Annotated in this window: 16 protein-coding genes and 4 pseudogenes; 10 read left to right on the top strand and 10 right to left on the bottom strand. The window is 68.5% G+C overall.

What is annotated here, in order from left to right:
• Nucleotides 1-346 precede the first annotated feature (346 nt).
• Nucleotides 347-1,729, top strand: coding sequence for a UDP-N-acetylmuramoyl-tripeptide--D-alanyl-D-alanine ligase (locus tag OG978_RS39845; protein ID WP_317865730.1), 1,383 nt, complete (start codon nucleotides 347-349; stop codon nucleotides 1,727-1,729).
• 266 nt (nucleotides 1,730-1,995) lie between these two features.
• Nucleotides 1,996-2,289, top strand: a pseudogene (locus OG978_RS39840) (peptidoglycan bridge formation glycyltransferase FemA/FemB family protein); the annotation flags it as partial.
• A gap of 118 nt (nucleotides 2,290-2,407) precedes the next feature.
• Here OG978_RS39840 and OG978_RS39835 read toward each other — a convergent pair.
• Together OG978_RS39835 and OG978_RS39830 are read right to left on the bottom strand one after the other, a co-directional pair.
• A complete protein-coding gene (locus OG978_RS39835; protein ID WP_326769889.1) occupies nucleotides 2,408-3,529 on the bottom strand; it encodes a sensor histidine kinase in 1,122 nt (373 codons plus the stop codon).
• Nucleotides 3,522-4,217: a response regulator transcription factor gene (locus OG978_RS39830; protein ID WP_317865726.1), complete on the bottom strand. Its 696-nt coding sequence runs from the start codon at nucleotides 4,215-4,217 to the stop codon at nucleotides 3,522-3,524. The genes OG978_RS39835 and OG978_RS39830 overlap by 8 nt, the downstream gene beginning before the upstream one ends.
• An 86-nt stretch (nucleotides 4,218-4,303) precedes the next feature.
• Between OG978_RS39830 and vanY-N the strand changes: the two genes are divergently transcribed.
• Together vanY-N and OG978_RS48550 are read left to right on the top strand one after the other, a co-directional pair.
• Nucleotides 4,304-4,855: a D,D-peptidase/D,D-carboxypeptidase VanY-N gene (gene vanY-N / locus OG978_RS39825; RefSeq protein WP_266694172.1), complete on the top strand. Its 552-nt coding sequence runs from the start codon at nucleotides 4,304-4,306 to the stop codon at nucleotides 4,853-4,855.
• On the top strand, nucleotides 4,836-5,528 hold the full coding sequence (locus OG978_RS48550) for an ATP-binding protein (protein WP_442817635.1): 693 nt from the start codon (nucleotides 4,836-4,838) through the stop codon (nucleotides 5,526-5,528). Before vanY-N ends, OG978_RS48550 begins: the two co-directional genes overlap by 20 nt.
• Before the next feature lie 28 nt (nucleotides 5,529-5,556).
• Here the strand turns inward: OG978_RS48550 and OG978_RS39820 are convergent, their stop codons facing one another.
• From OG978_RS39820 to OG978_RS39810, 3 genes are all read right to left on the bottom strand, one after another.
• Nucleotides 5,557-6,477, bottom strand: coding sequence for an IS3 family transposase (locus OG978_RS39820; RefSeq protein ID WP_326763363.1), 921 nt, complete (start codon nucleotides 6,475-6,477; stop codon nucleotides 5,557-5,559).
• A complete protein-coding gene (locus OG978_RS39815; protein ID WP_176740405.1) occupies nucleotides 6,474-6,782 on the bottom strand; it encodes a transposase in 309 nt (102 codons plus the stop codon). The genes OG978_RS39820 and OG978_RS39815 overlap by 4 nt, the downstream gene beginning before the upstream one ends.
• Nucleotides 6,783-7,733: 951 nt before the next feature.
• Nucleotides 7,734-7,928, bottom strand: a complete 195-nt coding sequence (locus OG978_RS39810) for a helicase associated domain-containing protein (RefSeq protein ID WP_266767368.1) — start codon at nucleotides 7,926-7,928, stop codon at nucleotides 7,734-7,736.
• A gap of 288 nt (nucleotides 7,929-8,216) precedes the next feature.
• Between OG978_RS39810 and OG978_RS39805 the strand changes: the two genes are divergently transcribed.
• From OG978_RS39805 to OG978_RS39790, 4 genes and pseudogenes are all read left to right on the top strand, one after another.
• A complete protein-coding gene (locus OG978_RS39805) occupies nucleotides 8,217-8,525 on the top strand; it encodes a hypothetical protein (protein WP_326769874.1) in 309 nt (102 codons plus the stop codon).
• A gap of 326 nt (nucleotides 8,526-8,851) precedes the next feature.
• Entirely contained in the window at nucleotides 8,852-9,244 is a 393-nt protein-coding gene (locus OG978_RS39800) for a helicase-related protein (RefSeq protein ID WP_326769873.1), read from the top strand.
• Nucleotides 9,223-9,720: pseudogene (locus OG978_RS48545) on the top strand (helicase associated domain-containing protein); the annotation flags it as partial. The gene OG978_RS39800 and the pseudogene OG978_RS48545, both read left to right, overlap by 22 nt.
• 148 nt (nucleotides 9,721-9,868) lie before the next feature.
• Nucleotides 9,869-10,297: a helicase associated domain-containing protein gene (locus tag OG978_RS39790; protein WP_326769872.1), complete on the top strand. Its 429-nt coding sequence runs from the start codon at nucleotides 9,869-9,871 to the stop codon at nucleotides 10,295-10,297.
• A gap of 52 nt (nucleotides 10,298-10,349) precedes the next feature.
• Here OG978_RS39790 and OG978_RS39785 read toward each other — a convergent pair.
• Together OG978_RS39785 and OG978_RS39780 are read right to left on the bottom strand one after the other, a co-directional pair.
• A pseudogene (locus tag OG978_RS39785) lies at nucleotides 10,350-10,670 on the bottom strand (DinB family protein); the annotation flags it as partial.
• The gene (locus OG978_RS39780; RefSeq protein WP_317860415.1) at nucleotides 10,667-11,026 is read right to left on the bottom strand and encodes an ArsR/SmtB family transcription factor; all 360 of its coding nucleotides are present in this window, start codon (nucleotides 11,024-11,026) and stop codon (nucleotides 10,667-10,669) included. The pseudogene OG978_RS39785 and the gene OG978_RS39780, both read right to left, overlap by 4 nt.
• A gap of 85 nt (nucleotides 11,027-11,111) precedes the next feature.
• Here OG978_RS39780 and OG978_RS39775 point away from each other — a divergent pair, with 85 nt between their 5' ends.
• Nucleotides 11,112-12,191, top strand: coding sequence for a cation diffusion facilitator family transporter (locus OG978_RS39775; protein WP_326769871.1), 1,080 nt, complete (start codon nucleotides 11,112-11,114; stop codon nucleotides 12,189-12,191).
• Nucleotides 12,192-12,235: 44 nt separating this feature from the next.
• Nucleotides 12,236-12,778 (top strand): GNAT family N-acetyltransferase, encoded by a 543-nt coding sequence (locus OG978_RS39770; protein WP_326769870.1) that lies wholly within the window; start codon nucleotides 12,236-12,238, stop codon nucleotides 12,776-12,778.
• A gap of 267 nt (nucleotides 12,779-13,045) precedes the next feature.
• Here the strand turns inward: OG978_RS39770 and OG978_RS39765 are convergent.
• The 3 genes and pseudogenes from OG978_RS39765 to OG978_RS39750 all read right to left on the bottom strand — a co-directional run.
• Nucleotides 13,046-13,411 (bottom strand): annotated as a pseudogene (locus OG978_RS39765) (flavoprotein); the annotation flags it as partial.
• 150 nt (nucleotides 13,412-13,561) lie between these two features.
• Entirely contained in the window at nucleotides 13,562-14,233 is a 672-nt protein-coding gene (locus OG978_RS39755; RefSeq protein WP_326769869.1) for an HAD family hydrolase, read from the bottom strand.
• 84 nt (nucleotides 14,234-14,317) lie between these two features.
• On the bottom strand, nucleotides 14,318-17,359 hold the full coding sequence (locus tag OG978_RS39750; protein WP_326769868.1) for an alpha-mannosidase: 3,042 nt from the start codon (nucleotides 17,357-17,359) through the stop codon (nucleotides 14,318-14,320).
• Between the last annotated feature and the right edge of the window lie 9 nt (nucleotides 17,360-17,368).

Raw genomic sequence — 17,368 nt, 5'->3', positions numbered from 1 at the left:
TGCGGCTGGTCGGCCGCGCTGGCTTCGCCCGTGGGATCGACCGGAGCTCTGCGGGCGACACGCAACGTGTTGTGCATTCGCCTCGCCGGCACCTCTACGGGCTGGGGACTCGTCCTTGAAGATCAGGACGAGCATCGTCCTGCGCCTGTAGCGGCCGGCAACATACATATCGTCGACGTATCGAAAACTGCATACGCGCCGGCAACACCACGCTCTCTTGACTGGAAGGCATGAGTTCCAGCGAATCAGCCTCTGCCATCCTCTACTTCGCCAGCCCGCCCCCGATCGCCAGCACAGCGACCGGACGGTTGTTGATGTGCTTCGCCGATCCTTGCGTGGTCCGGGCATGATCCCGCTCAGCCTCGGTGAGATCGCCACAGTTGTCGGCGGGACGGTCGAGGGCGACGGCGCCGTGACAGTGACCGCGCCGGCCGTGCTCGACGGCCGGCAGGCCGAGCCGGGCGGCCTCTTCGTGGCCTTCGCCGGCGAACACGTCGACGGCCACGACTACGCCATCCAGGCCGGCCGGGCCGGCGCGGTGGCCGTGCTCGGCTCCCGGCCCACGGCGCTACCGACCGTCGTGGTCGAGGACGCCAAGGCCGCGTTGCAGGCGCTCGCCACCCACGTCGTGGCACGGCTGCGCGACGGGCTGACTGTCGTCGGGGTGACCGGATCCCGCGGCAAGACCAGCACCAAGGACCTGCTGGCGGCCGTGTTGTCGAGCGCCGCGCCGACGATCGCCACGATCGGCTCGCTCAACAACGACCTCGGCGTGCCGCTCACCATGCTGCGTTCCAACGCGGCCACCCGGTTCCTCGTCCTTGAGATGGGAGTCCGCCGCATCGGCGACATCTCCAAACTCACCGGCCTGGTCGCGCCCGACGTCGGTGTCGTCCTCAACGTCGGCCAGGCCCACCTCAGCCATCTCGGGTCGCGCGAGGCAACCGCCCAGGCCAAGGGTGAGCTGGTGCAGGGTCTGGCGCCCGGCGGCACCGCGGTCCTGAGCGCCGACGATCCCCGGGTGGTCGCGATGCGCTCGCTCACCGACTGCCCGGTGCTGACGTTCGGCCAGGCGGAACACGCCGACGTTCGCGTACTCGACGTAGTCCTTGACCGGCTCGCCCGGCCGTCCTTCACACTGCGGACCGCCGCCACCTCGGCTCGCGTCGGGCTGCCGCTCGTGGGCACTCACCAGACGCTCAACGCGTCGGCTGCCGCGGCGGCAGGGCTGGCGGCCGGCGTTCCCCTCGATGGGGCCGCGGCAGCGCTGCCCACGGTCTCGCTGTCGAAGTGGCGCTTGGAACTACGTGACCTCGTCGGCGGCGCAACGCTGCTCAACGACTCCTTCAACGCCGACCCCGACTCGACCCGCGCCGCCCTGGACGCGCTGGCGGCAATCGAGGGCGGGCGCCGCATCGCCGTCCTCGGCGAAATGCTCGAACTCGGCGACGACAACGAGGCCGAGCACCGCGCCATCGGGGAGTACGCCGCCTCCCGGGCCGACGTGGTGGTCGCGGTCGGCACCCGGCCGCTCGCCGACGGTGCCGGAGAGCGGGCGGTGGCGCTGGCCGACAACGCCGCGGCCGTCGAGTGGCTGCGCGGTCGGCTCACTGCCGGCGATGTGGTGCTCGTCAAGGCCTCCCGCGGGGCGCGCCTCGACAAGGTCGCCGCCGCGCTCGCGTCCGGACCCCACGATGTGCTGGTAGGTCGACCGATGGACGACAGGTAGGAGCGGCTGTGGCTTTTCGGGTACGTGCCATCACGGTGAGCGATCACGCCTCGTCCAACGCGACCCAACCTGCGGTGGCGGCTGCCCGGGTTCAAGACATCGCTGGCGTACCTGCCCGAAGGGCCGGTGATCGACTGGGCCTCGGATGATCTGGCCGGCTGGCTCGACCCATTGGTGGACCACCTGAAGCACTCTGGCACCTTCGCCCTACGCATCGGGTCGACGGCGGTGGCCCGCATCTGGAGTGCTGCGAGCTGCGGGCCCGGGTCGGAGAACACGCCTGGTACAGCTACGGCGCCTCCGCCACGGCCGAACGGGAGGTATGTGGGTCGAACGCCGTGCAGCGGAAGATGATCACTGATGCTCTGGCTGCCGGATGTACGGTCCACGACCTGCGCGGCATCACCGGCGCCGTGGACGACAACTTCCTGCACCTGGGCCTGATCCAGTTCAAGGTCGGCACCGGCGGCGAAGCCTTGGAGTATCTCGGCGAATGGGATCTGCCGCTGAATCGCCTGCTTTGTAAGGCATTCGACGTCTCCATATCCCATCGAGGCTGAGGCGGCCTGTCGGTGGCGGAACTCGGCGGGCGAGACGCGAAGTGGGCGTGGAAGCAGCGACCGGCGTAGTTCGGGCGTGAGCAGGCAGCGGGTTTCCCCGGTGAGATTCGGACGTTCTTCAGGCCTGATCGCCATCTGTTTGTGTGTGCGCTGACGCGGCGGGCAGTTGCACCGTGACGCGGAGCCCGCCGGCGGGGCGGGGGGTGAGGGTGAGGGTTCCGTCGTGTGCCTGGGTGATGGTCTTGACGATGGCCAGGCCGAGGCCGACACCTGCGTGGCTGCTGTGTATGCGTTCGGTGCCGCGCTGGAATGGCTCGGTGAGTGTCGAGACCAGCTGTGAGGTGAGCTTCTCGCCAGTGTTCTCGACAGTGAGCACAACAGTGTCGGGGCGGACGCTGGTATGCACCCATACGGTGCCCTGTTCAGGCAGGTTGTGGCCGATCGCGTTGTGCAGAAGGTTCATGACCATCTGCAGCAGGAGCGCCTGTGAGCCGATGGTGGTGCTCATGTCGCCGGAGGTTTCGATGGTGACGCCATGCTTTTCTGCCAAGGGGAGGAGCGTTTCAGTGGCTTCTTCCGCCAGGAGGGACAGGTCGACGTCTTCCCTGGTGAATGACCGCTGGTTGGCGCGGTTGAGCAGGAGCAGTGCTTCAGTGAGGTCGATGGCTCGGGTGTTGACCACGCGGAGGCGCTCGACAAGCTCACAGGTGTCGCGGTTCGGATCGTTGCGGGTCGCGTCGAGAAGCGTCTGCGTGACCGCCAGCGGGGTGCGCAGTTCGTGAGAGGCATTGGCCGCGAATCGCTGCTGTTCGGCGACGTGGGCTTCGAGCTGCGCGAGCATGGTGTCGAAGGAGTCGGCGAGTTCGCGGAACTCATCTCGGCGGCCCGGTAGGCGGATCCGGTGGGAGAGCGGTCCGTTCGCCACCCTGTGTGTGGCGTCGGTGATGCGTATCAGCGGGGCGAGCATCCGGCCGGCCAGAATCCACCCGCCCACGAGACCGAACACCAGCAGGAACCCCAGCGCCAGGATTCCCGCCGGGACGAAGACGACTGGGCCGAAATTGCTTGGCTTGAAGACGCGTAGGAAGTCGGACCAATCGGGGACGGCCAGGCTGTTCGACCTTCCCCGCAGAAGGAACACCCACACGGCGGCGAGCAGCAATGCGCCCGCGATCACGAGGAACCCGGCATAGCTGAGGGTGAACTTGAGGCGGACGCTCAACCCTTGACGCCTATCCACGCACCGCTCCCCGGTCATCGGCGTCCGGTCCTGCGTCGATGCGGTAACCGACCCCGAGCACGGTGGCGATCAGCCAGGGCTCGCCAAGGCGTTTGCGCAGGGCCGAGACCGTGATGCGCACGGCGTTGGTGAACGGATCGGCGTTCTCATCCCACGCTCGCTCCAGCAACTCTTCTGCGCTGACGGCACCGCCTTCGGCAGCGACGAGGACTTCGAGCACAGCGAACTGCTTCCTGGTCAGCGCGATGTAGCGGCCCTCGCGGTAGACCTCGCGGCGGAACGGATCCACACGTAAGCCTGCGATCTCTCGCACAGGTGGTCTGTTGTGGGCTCGCCTGCGGTCGAGTGCTCTGAGCCTGAGCACGAGTTCGCGGAGTTCGAAGGGCTTGGTGAGGTAGTCGTCGGCGCCGATCTCGAACCCGGTGGCCTTGTCGTCGAGCCGGTCGGCAGCGGTCAGCATGAGGATCGGCATGCCGCTGCCGGAGGCGACGATGTGTTTGGCGATCTCGTCACCGGTAGGTCCGGGGATGTCCCGGTCGAGGACGGCGATGTCGTAAGCGTTGGTGCTCAGCAGTTCCAGAGCGGTATCACCGTCACCGGCGGTGTCGGCCGCGATCGCTTCCAGGCGCAGCCCATCGCGGATCGCCTCTGCCATGTAGGGTTCGTCCTCGACGACTAATACACGCATAGTCCGATGTTACGAGCCGGTACGTATCGTCGGTATATCGAAAACTGGATACGGGCTGGCAACATCACGCCCCCTTGACTGGGGGCATGAACGAGCCACACGTTATCCCGCTTCGGCCCCGTGACCGGCTGTTCACCGTACTTGCGGTGGTGCTCGCCGTGCTCCTGCTCCCCGTTGCGTTCGTCCGCGATCCCGGCCGCGCCCGTGAACTGGCCTGCCACTGGGCGTTGGGGATCCGATTTCCTGCCGAGGATCTCACCGGGCTCACCGACGGTGCCAGGGCGGCGTTCACCGCTGCACGCGCTGAGGCGCTCTGGCGTCATGGGCAGCTCGTCGGCCTCACCTCGGGATACCGCGATCCCCTCGTCCAGCAGCGGTTGTTCGACGAGGAGGTGCGCCGCGTCGGCTCACCGGCCGCGGCCCGGATGCTCGTACTGCCACCGGCGGAATCCAGGCACGTCAAGGGCACCGCGCTGGATGTGCGCCCGTTCGAAGGCGCGCGCTGGCTCGAGGAACACGGTGCCCGCTACGACCTCTACCGCATCTACGACAACGAGTGGTGGCACTTCGAGTACCGCCCGGACGCCGACGTGCCACCAACGACCCAGGAGATCCGCGATGCCCTGCAAGCTCGTTGACGAGGGGCAGCATGCCGGGCGCCTGGAGGGGCGTCTCCAGGCCGCGAGGCAACGTGCCTTCGTCGGACGAAAGGAAGAGCTCGCTGCCTTCGAGGAGGCGCTGTGCACCGGCGGCCGAGTGCTGTTCATTCATGGCCCCGGCGGTGTCGGCAAGTCGGCGCTGCTGGGACGCTTCGCCCAGCGGGCCGCAGCAGCGGATCGCACCGTACTGATGCTGGACGGGCGGAGTCTCGAGGAGTCCCCCGCAGCCTTCGTGGCCGAGGCCAGGGCGGTGCAGCGCCTGCGCGCAGGCCACCGCACACAGCGCCATCGTCCCCGAACCCACGACGCGCGCGACGGCACCCCACCCCGACGCTCTCCCAGAACGCCGCAAGCAACGGGAGCGCGGGCCAGGGGCGGCAGTTCGGATCCAGGAAATGCTCAGCTACCTCGCAGCCGCCCTCCCCTCCGAGGTCGGTGCCGCTGCGCGGCTGCTGGCTCTGCAGTGCGCGCTGCGGGCAACTGTCTCCGGCCGGCTCTGGATGCTGGCAGGGCTACTGCGAGGCCTGCGCATGAATCGTCATTCGTCTCTCTGGCAAGAGCTGGAGCAATCCGGCTGGCTCACGCGTCTGGCTACGAACCCGCCTTGGGCAAAGCAGCGCGGGTTCGCGGTGCAACTTCTCGACGCTGCTGAGGTTCCCCCGCAGCGCGGGAGTGGCTGACTAGCTGGTCAGAGCGGGTTGACGTGGTTTCAGGTTCACTTGTTCGGTCGCTGCCGGGGCGGCGTAGTACTTCTCCTCGAACTCGATCGGGCTGAGGTAGCCCAGTCGTTTCTGGATGCGGCGGGGGTTGTAGAAGCCGTCGATGTACTCGAAGAGCGCGAGGTTCGCTTCGGCTCTGGTGGCGAAGACGCGGCCGCGGATGCACTCGGTCTTGATGACCATCCACAGGTTCTCCGCCAGGGCATTGTCGAACGAGTCGCCGACCGAGCCCATGGACGCCTGGATACCGGCCCTGACCAGGCGTGTTGTGAGCTTCACGGACGTGTATTGACAGCCGTGGTCGGCGTGGTGAATGAGCTCACCGGGGGCGACCTCGCGGCTGGCCAGGGCATACTCCAGCGAGGTGAGGACCAGGTCGGCGTCCGCGCGGGCGGAGGTCTCCCAGGCGACCACCCGGCGGGAGAACGCGTCGCGGATCGCGGACAGCCACAACGGCCCCTCCCCGGTGGAGATCATGGTCAAGTCGGTAACCCACAGCCGGTTCGGCCCATTCGCGGTGAGGTCGCGTTGCACCAGGTCAGGGGCCAGATCGGCGTCCGGGTCACGGCGAGTGAAACCCGTGCCCCGGCGGGGGCTGATCCCGGCCAGGCCGGCCTCCCGCATGAGCCGCTCGACGCGCTTCCTGCCGACGTGGACGCCCTCACGCTTGAGGACGGCGTGCACGCGAGGTGAGCCATAGATCCCGCCGGACTCGTCGTGGACCTGCTGGATCCTGCCCGTCAGCTCGGCGTCCCGGCGGCGCCGTTCGCACGGTTCCTTCTCGGCCTGGCGCCACCGGTAGTAGGTGGAGGAAGGGATGTTCAGTTCCCGGAGTACGGGCTCGACCCCCAGATGCGGGTGCTCGTCAACGAGCGCCGTCACCTGGGCCGGGTCGGGTCGAGCTGGGCCGCGAAAAAAGCCGAGGCCGTCCGCAGGACCTCATTCGCACGCTTGAGCTGGGCATTCTCCTTGCGCAGGGCGGCAAGCTCCTCACGCTCGGCGGTGGTGAGCAGGTCGTCGCGTTCGCCGGCGTCGGCCTCGGCCTGGCGGATCCAGTTGCGCAGGGCCTCGTGGTGCACGCCGAGTTCCTCGGCCATGCGGCGGATCACGGGCTTCGGCTCGGCGGTCCGGTACATCCGGACCGCACGCTCACGCAACTCCAGCGGGTACTTTCTCGGCGCAGGCATCGTCTGGGCTCCTCTCATGAGACCCATCTGACCTTCTGTCACCCATCCCCGCATCTCGGGGGAACCTCAACTTCTCGACGCTGCTGTCCTGACACAGGCCCCTGGGCGCCGGGACCGTGCCCATGCCGCCGACGCAGCGCTGCGCCTGACATCCTGCCCGGCGCTTCGCAGCCTGTCGGCCTCAGAACAGCTCGCCGGACTCGCGCTGGCCACCTACCTCTCCCCCGGCCACGTGCACGGCATCATCGAGGCAGACCGACTCGGGCGCGTGTGCGCAGCAGACACACCTGGCGCCCTGACTGCCACCCTCGACCGGCTGGTTGCCGCCCGGGTAGCGGACGGGTGGTCGTACGACCCGGGATCCGACGACATCACGTGGGTTCTAGGGCCCGCGTTGGCCAGGCGGTACCAGAGCGTGACCGCCGGGAATGACTCTGCGGTCACGTGACGAACTCTCGCAGCATGCGCGTGCAACTCGCCCCCGCCACCAGGTGACCAACCCGCCCCGCCAGCGCTGCCCTCACCCACCAGACCAGCATTCAGGAATCGGGCGTGCGAGCCCCGGGTCCGACCCGTCGAGCCTCGCGACAGCGATCGTGCAGCAGCTCAGAGAGCCATGAGGCGGTGATAGTCCTGGACCTGCTGGGCCAGGTCGTCTTCAGGAATACCGGTCCAAGCGCTCATCTGGGCATAGGGCAGGCCGCTTCCGCGTCCGACCAGCGCGGATCCAGCGGCACGGACCGGGCCGGCCATGAGGTTTCCCCGGTGTGCGGGAGGTGCCGATCAGCTGGTCAGGGCGGGTTGACGGGGTTTCAGGTTCAGTTGTTCGACCGTCACCTGGCCGACGCAATACTTCTCCTCAAACTCGACGGGACTGAGCCAGCCAAGCCGCTGCGGCGGCCGTTGCTGGTCAAGTACGACGCACGACTGTTCGTAAGCGGGTGTGGCCGGTCAAGCGCCTGTGTGGCTGGGGCGAGGGATCCAGCGCATGTCGAGGGCCTCGAGGGCGGCGATCTGCTCAGCTCTGAGCTGGGTTACGTTCCGGCGTCGTTCCGCGATCCAGCGCCCCAGATGGAGGCTCTGGCCGTCCTCCTCATGCAGGTAACCGTAGGGGACGTCGAAGTGTTCGTGGCGGCGCCAGAACATGTAGGCAGCATGCAGGCCCTTGCTGAAGGCACGTTGCGACGCCCCGCGGGGACGGCGCAGCAGATAGGCGAGGGGGTGGCGTTGGCGGGAGTGGTTAGTGGCTTCTTCCTCGGTCGGCGGCAGGTCAGGGACCAAGCTGCGGTTGAGCACGGCCAGTGGCTCCGTGGACAGCGTCAGGACGCATACGTTGCACTCCTTGATGCCTGGGACACCGCGGTGAAGGAATTCCAAGAGGAGATCGACCAGGGAGAGTACTTCGACGAAATAGCGGCGCATGAGGAAGCTCGGATGGGCGACAGCTTCTGGGAGGACCACGAAGAGAGTACGGCGGCCCATGTGGATCGGATCTCTGAAGGTGTGCAGCGTCCCCTGGAGCGGGTGCTGCTTCTCGTCCCGGAGCTTGTGGACAAGGCGTGCATCAACCTTGCCGAGGCGCTGGAGGCCCTGGGATCTTCGGTGCGCTCGAAATCCGGAACCTCGGGCTGGCCCAACTACGACATATATCGCGACATGTACAGGAATGCAGGGAAAGCTCGCAGTGCCTTCCTGGACGCGTCACGCGAATCCATGCGCGCGGCACCACGCCCCGGCCGCTGACCCATCGGACGGCCACGGAGGAGACGGACAGATCCACTCTGCCGCACACTCAATTCGACCTTTCACCGGCTCGCCGTGATCAGCGGTCCGTTCGCCACCTTCACCGGGATCGGACACCCGCCCACACCACACCACTGACCAGCACGAACACCCCACCCTCGTAGCGATCAGCAGCAAACCGACCACCACGCCCCGCAAGAACGACAGTCCTTCATCGGCATCCGCTGTCAGAACCCAGCACCCCGCATCATCGGCCAGGAAACACCACCGAGCCACTGACAAAACGATGACGAACACCCACCGACAAAACGACACCGATCACCACGGTGAAGGTGCTGGGCGAGGGGGTCGATACGGCGAATTGTGATTCCGTCGCGTTCTGCGATGCGCGGGGGTCGATGATCGATATCGTGCAAATGGTCGGTCGCGCCCTGCGAATCAAGCCCGGGGAAGGGAAGATTGCTTCTCTGATTGTTCCGGTATTCCTCGCTCCGGGTGAAATACCGGGCGAAATGCTGACCTCGGACGCCTACGGAACCCTCGCGAAGGTCCTCGGGGCGCTGCGGGCGCACGACACCGAAACGATCGAACACCTCGCGGATCCCCGTATCCGGGCGGGAGTTGGCACCCGGAGGGAGCCGAGGAAGGCGAAGCGGAGGCTGAGCGGGAAGAGCCGGAGGGTGAGCGGGGGCCGAGCGTGCCCGCGCGGGAGCTGCTGAAGTTCAGCACACCCAGGGATCCGGCACTGCTGGCCCAGTTCGTGAAGCTGCGGGTCATCGAACCCGAGAACACGTTTTGGCGGCGCGGTATCCAGGCGTGCGTACGGTACGTGAAGGAGACCGGGGCAGCGCAGTTGCGGGTGCCGTACGACTACATCACCCCCGATACCTGGGTGCCGGCCGGGTTCCCGCTGGGGACCTGGCTCGCCGACCAGCGGAAAACCCACAAGGCAGGGTGCCTGGATGCGGGGCGGGTGAAACAGCTCGACGGGCTGGGCATGGTGTGGTCCCACCAGGACGTCGCGTTCGAAGAAGGCCTCACAGCCGCCCGCGCCTGGGCCACGGCGCACGGACACCTGCTGCCACCCACGACCGCGGCATGGGACGGATACCCGGTCGGGACCTGGGTCAAGAACCAGCGATACGCCGCCCGGGCAGCAGATCAGAACGCGCAACGTCGGCAGGCCGGCCTCCCCGTCGAAAACAGTGCGGGTGCCTTGACCGAAGCGCGGCGAGCGGCGCTGGAGGAGATCGATCCGGGCTGGTGCCCGGTATGGGACATCGGGATGGCAACGCTGTTTCCGGCTCATCCAGAACCTCCTCCAGGACGGCGGGGCCTTGCCGGTGGTGGTCGGCAAAGTGATCGTGCAGGGCGAGGACCTCGGGCGATGGGTCGCGGCGCAGCGGCTCGGGTGGGAACAGCTCCTTCCCGCACAGCAGTGGCTGCTGGAGAACGTCCTCGGGATCGAACCCGCCGAGGAAGCAGAACGGCCGGTGAAACGGACGCAAGACGACAAGTGGGCCCTCAACCTGCGTGCGGCACGGCAGTTCCACGCCCGCGAGGGGCACTTGCGGGTACCCCGTAAGCACGTCGAGCAGGTGGGGACGGAAGCGGGCTTGGCGGGCTGTCAGGCAGGTGCTGGAAGGGTCGTGGTCGTCAAGCTCGGCACATGGCTCGACAACACCCGCAAACGCGCCGACAAGCTCAGCGCGGAACGCCGAGCCGAACTCGACCAACTCGGCATGCGCTGGGCATCTGGACGGGTGGGATGAGTGCGGATGCGTACACCGAGGACGCGGTGGGCAGGCGGCAGAGGAAGTGGGCGGGCGTCGTGTCCCCCGGCCACGCGATGCCCGCCCGCTCTCGAGGTGTCCGGACGCGCACGGGTCAGTGGCCACGATCAGCCACCATCCCAGGTGCCAGCTCACCCAGCCGACAGTGGGGACCGGCACCGGATCCGGCTTTGTCTCCCCAGTCCGGATCCCAGTTGCCCTCGATGTCCTGGCGAACGGTCCGGCACTCAGCAGTCGGCTCCCACAGGACGTCCCTGGGCTCCAGACGCTCCAGGTGGTACTCGAACAACGACCAGGTCAGGTCGAACTGCCAGCGCAACAGACCACATCGAGGAAAGCTCGGCGTTTTCAGTCGTGCGCGGGCCGGTTGGTGAGCTGGTGGTCGGCCAGGTTCAGTGCTTCGTCCACGACGCGGCGCAGGTGTCCGTCGGCCAGGGTGTAGATGACGCGGCGGCCTTCCTTGCGTGTGCGGACCAGGCCGCTCAGTCGCAGGCGGGCCAGATGCTGGCTGACGGCGGGGCGCTGGGCGCCGCATGCTTCGGTCAGTGTGGTGACGTCCGCTTCCTGCTGGGCGAGAGCGTGCAGCAGGGTGAGTCGGGTGCGGTCGGCGAGGAGGGCGAGGATCTCGGCGGCGAGGGAGAACTGTTCCTCACCGGGGTTGTGCGGGTGCGCATCATGCGCAGTTGATAGGTGCGTGCGTGCGCTCATACGCACATAATGGAGGGTGTGCTGCTCCCATGTCCACCGGGGGGGCGGCTTCGCCCTGCCCGCGCACTCGCACGAGGAGGAACACGTGAGCCACGACCACGGCCACCACCCCCACCCCGACCACCAGGACGGGCACCACCCTCACGGCCTCGCGCACGGTCAGGAAGGCGGACGGCTCGCCCGGCTGCGGCATCGGGCCGGGCATCTTCTGGTGCCGCACTCCCACGAGTCGGCCGACAAACTGGACGCGGCGCTGGAGTCCTCGGCGCGGGGGATGCGTGCGCTGTGGGTCTCCCTGGCCGTCCTGGGCGTCACCGCCCTCGCGCAGGCGGTGATTGTCGTGATCTCCGGTTCGGTCGCACTGCTGGGCGACACCGTGCACAACGCCGCCGATGCGCTGACCGCCGTCCCGCTGGGCATCGCCTTCCTTCTGGGCCGCCGCGCCGCGACCCGCCGCTTCACCTACGGATACGGCCGCGCCGAGGACCTGGCGGGCATCGTCATCATGGCCACCATCGCCGCCTCCGCCGTCTTCGCCGCCTGGACCGCCATCGACCGGCTGGTCGACCCGCGCGAGATGCAGCACCTGTGGGTGGTCGCGGCTGCGGCCGTGACCGGGTTCATCGGGAACGAGTGGGTGGCCCGCTACCGCATCAGGGTCGGCCGCCAGATCGGGTCGGCCGCGCTGGTCGCCGACGGCCTGCACGCCCGCACCGACGGATACACGTCGCTGGCCGTGCTCCTCAGCGCCGGCGGCGCCGCACTGGGCTGGCGGCTCGCCGACCCCGTAGTCGGGCTGCTGATCACCGCGGCGATCCTGCTGGTCCTGCGCGACGCGGCCCGGGAGATCTTCCGCCGTGTGATGGACGCCGTCGATCCCGCCCTCGTCGACGCGGCCGAGACCGCTCTGCGCCAGGTGCCCGGCGTGCGGGAGGTCGGCGGGCTGCGGCTGCGCTGGATCGGCCACCGCCTGCGCGCAGAGGCGGACATCGTCATCGACGGCCACCTCAACGTCCGGGCCGGACACCACATCGCGGTCGAGGCCGAGCACGCGCTCCTGCACGCCGTCCCGAAGCTGGCCGCCGCCGTCATCCATACCGACGTCGAGCCCGACACGGGCGAGCGCGACCCGCACCACCTGCTGGCCCACCACACTGCCGCCTGACACCAACGGCCAATCCGCCACTTTCCGAGCCACAAGGAGAGCATGTGACCATCCCCGCCCCCGTCTTCACGCAGTACACCTCTGCCGGCCAGGTCACCCCTGACCTGCGGCAGGCCCTGACCGAATGCTGGGTGGAAGTGACCAACGCGGGCGGCGCAGCCGGATTCCCCTTCCCGCCGGTGGAGACCGCCGAGGCCGCTTCCGCCCTGGAGACCGTCATCAACAGCCTCGATACGAGAACCAGCCGCTTGCTGACCGCCCACCTCGGCGGACAGCTCGCCGGATGGCTCAGCCTGCGCCGCGACCCCTGGGCACTCATCTCCCACTGGGGCACCCTCCACCACGTCCAGACCCGCACCACCATGCGAGGACAGGGCATCGGCGCCGCCCTGATGAACGAAGTACGCCGCATCGCCCGCGACGAGATGGACCTGGAACAACTCCACCTCGCCGCTCGCGGCGGCATCGGCCTGGAAACCTCCTACGGGCGGCTGGGCTGGAAAGAGACAGGCCGCTGGCCCGGCGCCCTCCGCCTCACGGACGGCAAGGACCACGACGAGGTCCTCATGCTCCTCACCGCTCTGTAACCCCAGGCACCCACCCCGGCACAGACCATCTGTGTCGGGGTACACGAACGCACTTGGCCGCATCCGGATGAACATGCAGAGTCCGTGATGTGCTGAGGGACCGGGTCCTGAACTCTTCCGCCTGCTGGACTGGCCGCAGAGAGGCATAGGCCGTGGTCTTGTCCCTTCGGCTGGTGATCTGCGTCAGGCAGAGCGTGGCAAGGCGGCGCGGGGCCGCGACCGGCCCCCTGCTCCGGTCACGGCCCCGTCTGCGGGTGTTGAGGTCGGTCACGGGCCGCAGCAACCGCCCGTGGACTGCTCGTTGGCCGTGGGTGCAGCAGCCGTGGTGCCGAGCTGGACCAGCTGCGGGGCGGTGGCCGGGGCGCAGCAGCCGTCCTCGGTCGCCTGGTCGGTGTCGGGCTGGTCGAAGAGTCCCACGCCGCAGCAAACGCCTATCTCGGGCAGGACGAGTTCGACGCGTTCGGCGGCTTCGTGGTCATCGGCAAGTGCGGCGGCGACGGCGCGGGCCTGCTCGCAGCCGGTGAGAGCGAGGAAGGTGGGGGCGCGGCCGTAGGGCTTCATACCGACCAGGTACACGCCCTACTCCGGGTGGGAGAGCCCCTTCATCACCCCGTGCGGGTGGACGGTCCCGCAGGGGGTGCTGGTTCCACCCGTACGAACCCGGCCGACGATGTCGTCGACCGCACCTACCGCCAGGCCATCACCGCCGTCGGCACCGGCGCCGCCGCCCTCGACACCGAGCGCTACCTCACCTCCCGCAGCACGGCCGAGACCACGCCCGCATCAGGCGGTCGGCGTCGTCGGCACGATCAGCGTGGACAGCAGCGCCAGGTCGGCCTGCTCGAGGCTGTCCAGCAAGGTGATCCGTTCGGCCTTGGCGATCGGCACAGCTGAGGGAACGGCCAGCACCGAGCAACCGGCCGCGCGCGCGGAGGCGACCCCGGTCGGAGTGTCCTCGACGGCCACGCAGGCCGCAGGGTCCAACCCGAGTCGATCGGCGGCGGCCAGGTAGGGGGCGGGGTCGGGCTTGGTGCGCTCGGTGTCCTCAGCGGCGAGAGTGACGGTGAACCAGTGATCGCCGAGGCTGCCGAGGACCAGGTCCACTACGCGGCGAGGGGAGGCCGAAACCAGCGCGGTAGGCACGGCGGCATCGCCCAGTTCGGCGAGCAGCGCCAGTGCGCCGGGCCGGGGGACGACCTCGGCGGCGACCTTGCTGCTGAACGTGTCGCTGAGGATCTCGGCCAAGGCGTTCGCGGTGAAGCTGGTCCGGGTCATGCGGCACAGGTGGGCGGCGGTGTGGTCGACAGCGCGGCCGAGCACCTCGGGCAGGTCCTCCTCGGTGAGGGTGTGGCCGAGGCCGGCGGCGAGTTCGGCCGTGGTCTGGAGCCAGAGATGCTCTGTGTCGACCAGCGTGCCGTCCATGTCGAACAGGACAGCTGCGGGAAGTACAGGCACGGCGGTCCTACCTTCTTTGGTCATGGCTTGATTGATCACTCGTAGGGTCGGTGGCTCCGGGGTCCCATTCCCGGAGGGCCTCGGTCAGTCACCCGTCCGGGGCCTCAGCCGGAGAGTGAGGATCTGGAACGGGCGGAGTGCCAGGAGCACCCTTCGGCCGTCCGCTTGTACGGCGTCCACGTTCTCGCTCGGGTCGAGTTCGCGCTCCAGCAGATCAGTCTCGGCCGCCGACACCAGCGGGAAGCCGGCGGTCAGAACGGTTCGTGCGCGTCCGCCGTGGGCCTCGTAGAGGCGTACGACGATGTCGCCGGAACGATCGTCGGCAAGTTTGACCGTCTCGATGACGACGGCCTCGTTGTCCGCGGTGACGAGCGGTTGGACCTCGGTCGAGCCGGGAAGGCTGCGTTCCTGCTGGTTGAACGCGTAGCCCTCGCGGACGGCATCGGCGATGTCGGCGCCGATGACGAACCCGTAGCGCAGGCGGTGGTGGCCCTGGTCGGCATCCGGGTCCGGGAAGCGGGGAGCGCGGAGCAGGGAGAGCCGGACGGTGGTGGTGGTGCCGCCGTCTGCGCGGACGTCCCGGGTGACCTCGTGTCCGTAGGTCGAGTCGTTGACCAGAGCCGCGCCCCACCCCCGTTCGCCGAGGTGCATGAAGCGGTGGGCGCAGATCTCGAACTTGGCGGCGTCCCAGCTGGTGTTGGTGTGGGTGGGGCGCCGGACGTGTCCGAAGGGGATTTCCGCACTGGAGTCGTCGGCCCGCACGTCGAGCGGGAAGGAGGCCTTGAGGAGCTTCTCCTTCTCGTGCCAGTCGATCTCGGTGTCGATGTCCAGACGCCGGGAGCCTTCGGACAGGGAGAGCAGCTGTTCGATGCAGGAGTCACCGAAGGTCCGCACGATCCGGACACCGCCTTCCTCTGCCCTGACCGAGTCGGCGTCGAGGAGGTTGTGAACGGTATTGCGGTAGAAAGCGTCGATGTCCCAGGCGTCGTACTCGTTGGGGAAGTCCTGGTGCAGCTGGAGTAGGTTGGCGGCGGTGCCGGGGGCCAGCGCTTCGCGTTCGGCCGCGATGTCGTACGCCGAGGTCACCAGGCCCTGGGCATCGATCCGGACGCGGACCAGGCCGTTGTCCAGCACGAAACCGTCCCGGCAGGGGACCGGGGCGACGGGTCGGCCCTGCGGCCGGGTCCGGAGCGTGGCGCCGAGGGCGGGGACACCGTCGCGGGCGAACGGAGCAGCGTTGAAGACCACTGGCAGGTTGCCCTCGCCGGCCAGGGCGCGCTGGGCGGCGTCCGTGATCGCGCACAGCTCGGCGGTGACGGCGGCGTAGGTCTGCTCCGCCTCCCGGTGCACCCAGGCGATGGAGGAGCCGGGCAGGATGTCGTGGAACTGGTGCAACAGGACCGTCTTCCACAGCCGGTCCAGCGCCTGGTAAGGGTACGCGAATCCGGTGCGCACGGCGGCGGTCGCCGACCACAGCTCGGCCTCTCGCAGCAGGTGCTCACTGCGCCGGTTGCCCTGCTTGGTCCTCAGCTGGCTGGTCAGCGTGCCGCGGTGGAACTCCAGGTACAGCTCCCCCTGCCACACCGGCGCGTCGGGGTATTCGGCATGTGCCCGCTCAAAGAAGTCCGCGGGGCTCTCGATGACGACCCTGGCCGAGCCCTCCAGGTCGACGAGACGCTCGGCCCGGGCCAGCATCTCCCGGGTGGGGCCGCCGCCGCCGTCTCCGTAGCCGAACGGGAGCAGCGAGCTGTTGGCTGCCTCCTTGTCCTGGAAGTTGCCGACGGCATGGGCGAGTTCGGCGCCGGTGATCTCGGCGTTGTAGGTGTCGACCGGCGGGAAGTGGCTGAAGATCCTGGTGCCGTCGATGCCCTCCCACCAGAAGGTGTGGTGCGGGAACTTGTTGGTGGTGTTCCAGGAGATCTTCTGGGTGAGGAACCACCGGACCCCGGCCAGTTTCATCAGCTGCGGCATGGCCGCGTTGTAGCCGAAGGTGTCGGGCAGCCACATTTCCTCGGTCTCGACGCCGAACTCCTCGAGGTAGAAGCGCTTTCCATGGATCAGCTGCCGGGCGAGGGCCTCGCCGCCGGTGATGTTGGTGTCTGGTTCCACCCACAGACTGCCGACGGGGAGGAACTGCCCCTTCTTCGCCTTCTCCTGGACCCGGCCGTAGACCTCGGGGCGGTGCTCCTTGAGCCAGGCCAGCTGCTGGGCCTGGGACATGGCGAATAGGAAGCCCGGGTGGTCGTCCATGAGATGGGTGACGTTGGAGAGCGTCCTGGCGACCTTGCGGACGGTCTCGCGCAGCGGCCACAGCCAGGCGGTGTCGATATGGGCGTGTCCGACGGCGGACAAGCGGTGGGCGCTGGCGGCCGCGGGGGCGGCGAACGCCGGGCGCAGCACCTCGCGGGCGGCGGTGGCGCTGCCGGCGATGTCCTGCAGGTCGACCGCGTCCAGGGCCCGCTCGATGGTGTGCAGGAGCTGCCAGCGGCGCGGGTCGGCCTCGGGCAGTTCGCGCATGAGCCCCCCGAGGACGTCCAGGTCCTGGGCGAGTTCCCACACCTGTGCGTCGAAGACCGCCAACTCCAGTCGGAGCAGCTGGTACAAGGGTGCGCTCTCGGAGCCGACTCCCGTCATCCAGGAGGGCCGGTCCCCGGTCCGGGACGGGACGTGGTCATCGTTCAGGTTCGGGTTGGCGGCGGCCTCGACGTAGAAGGTGAACTCCTCGCCGCCGACCGCCGGATCGGCGACCGGGATGTAGGCGTTGCGGGGGTTGAGGGCCTTCACCACGCTGCCGTCCGCCCGGTAGACCAGGCCCTCGGTGGAGAAGCCCGCGCCGGTGACGTTGAAGCCGAGGTCGATGACCGCCTCGACCCGCAGGCCGGCCCACTCCTGCGGAACCCTGCCGCTGATCCTGAACCAGCTCGTGGACCAGGGCGGCCCCCACCGGTGCCCGAGCGCCACGGGTTCGTACGGTGCGGCCAGGCCGTCGGCCACGGGGACCGGCTCGCCCGGCACGCTCCAGATCGCGATCTCGACCGGGACGGTGCGGGCGTGGACCGCGGGCCGGATGCGCTGGTTCAGCACCCGGTAGAGCCGCTGCTCGGTGAGGCGTCGCTTGCTGTGCATGGAATCCTC

Origin of the sequence: Streptomyces sp. NBC_01591 (assembly GCF_035918155.1) — a bacterium.
GTDB lineage: Bacteria > Actinomycetota > Actinomycetes > Streptomycetales > Streptomycetaceae > Streptomyces.
Note: the sequence above shows the minus strand (reverse complement) of the source record. Positions and strands in the feature narration are given on the sequence as shown.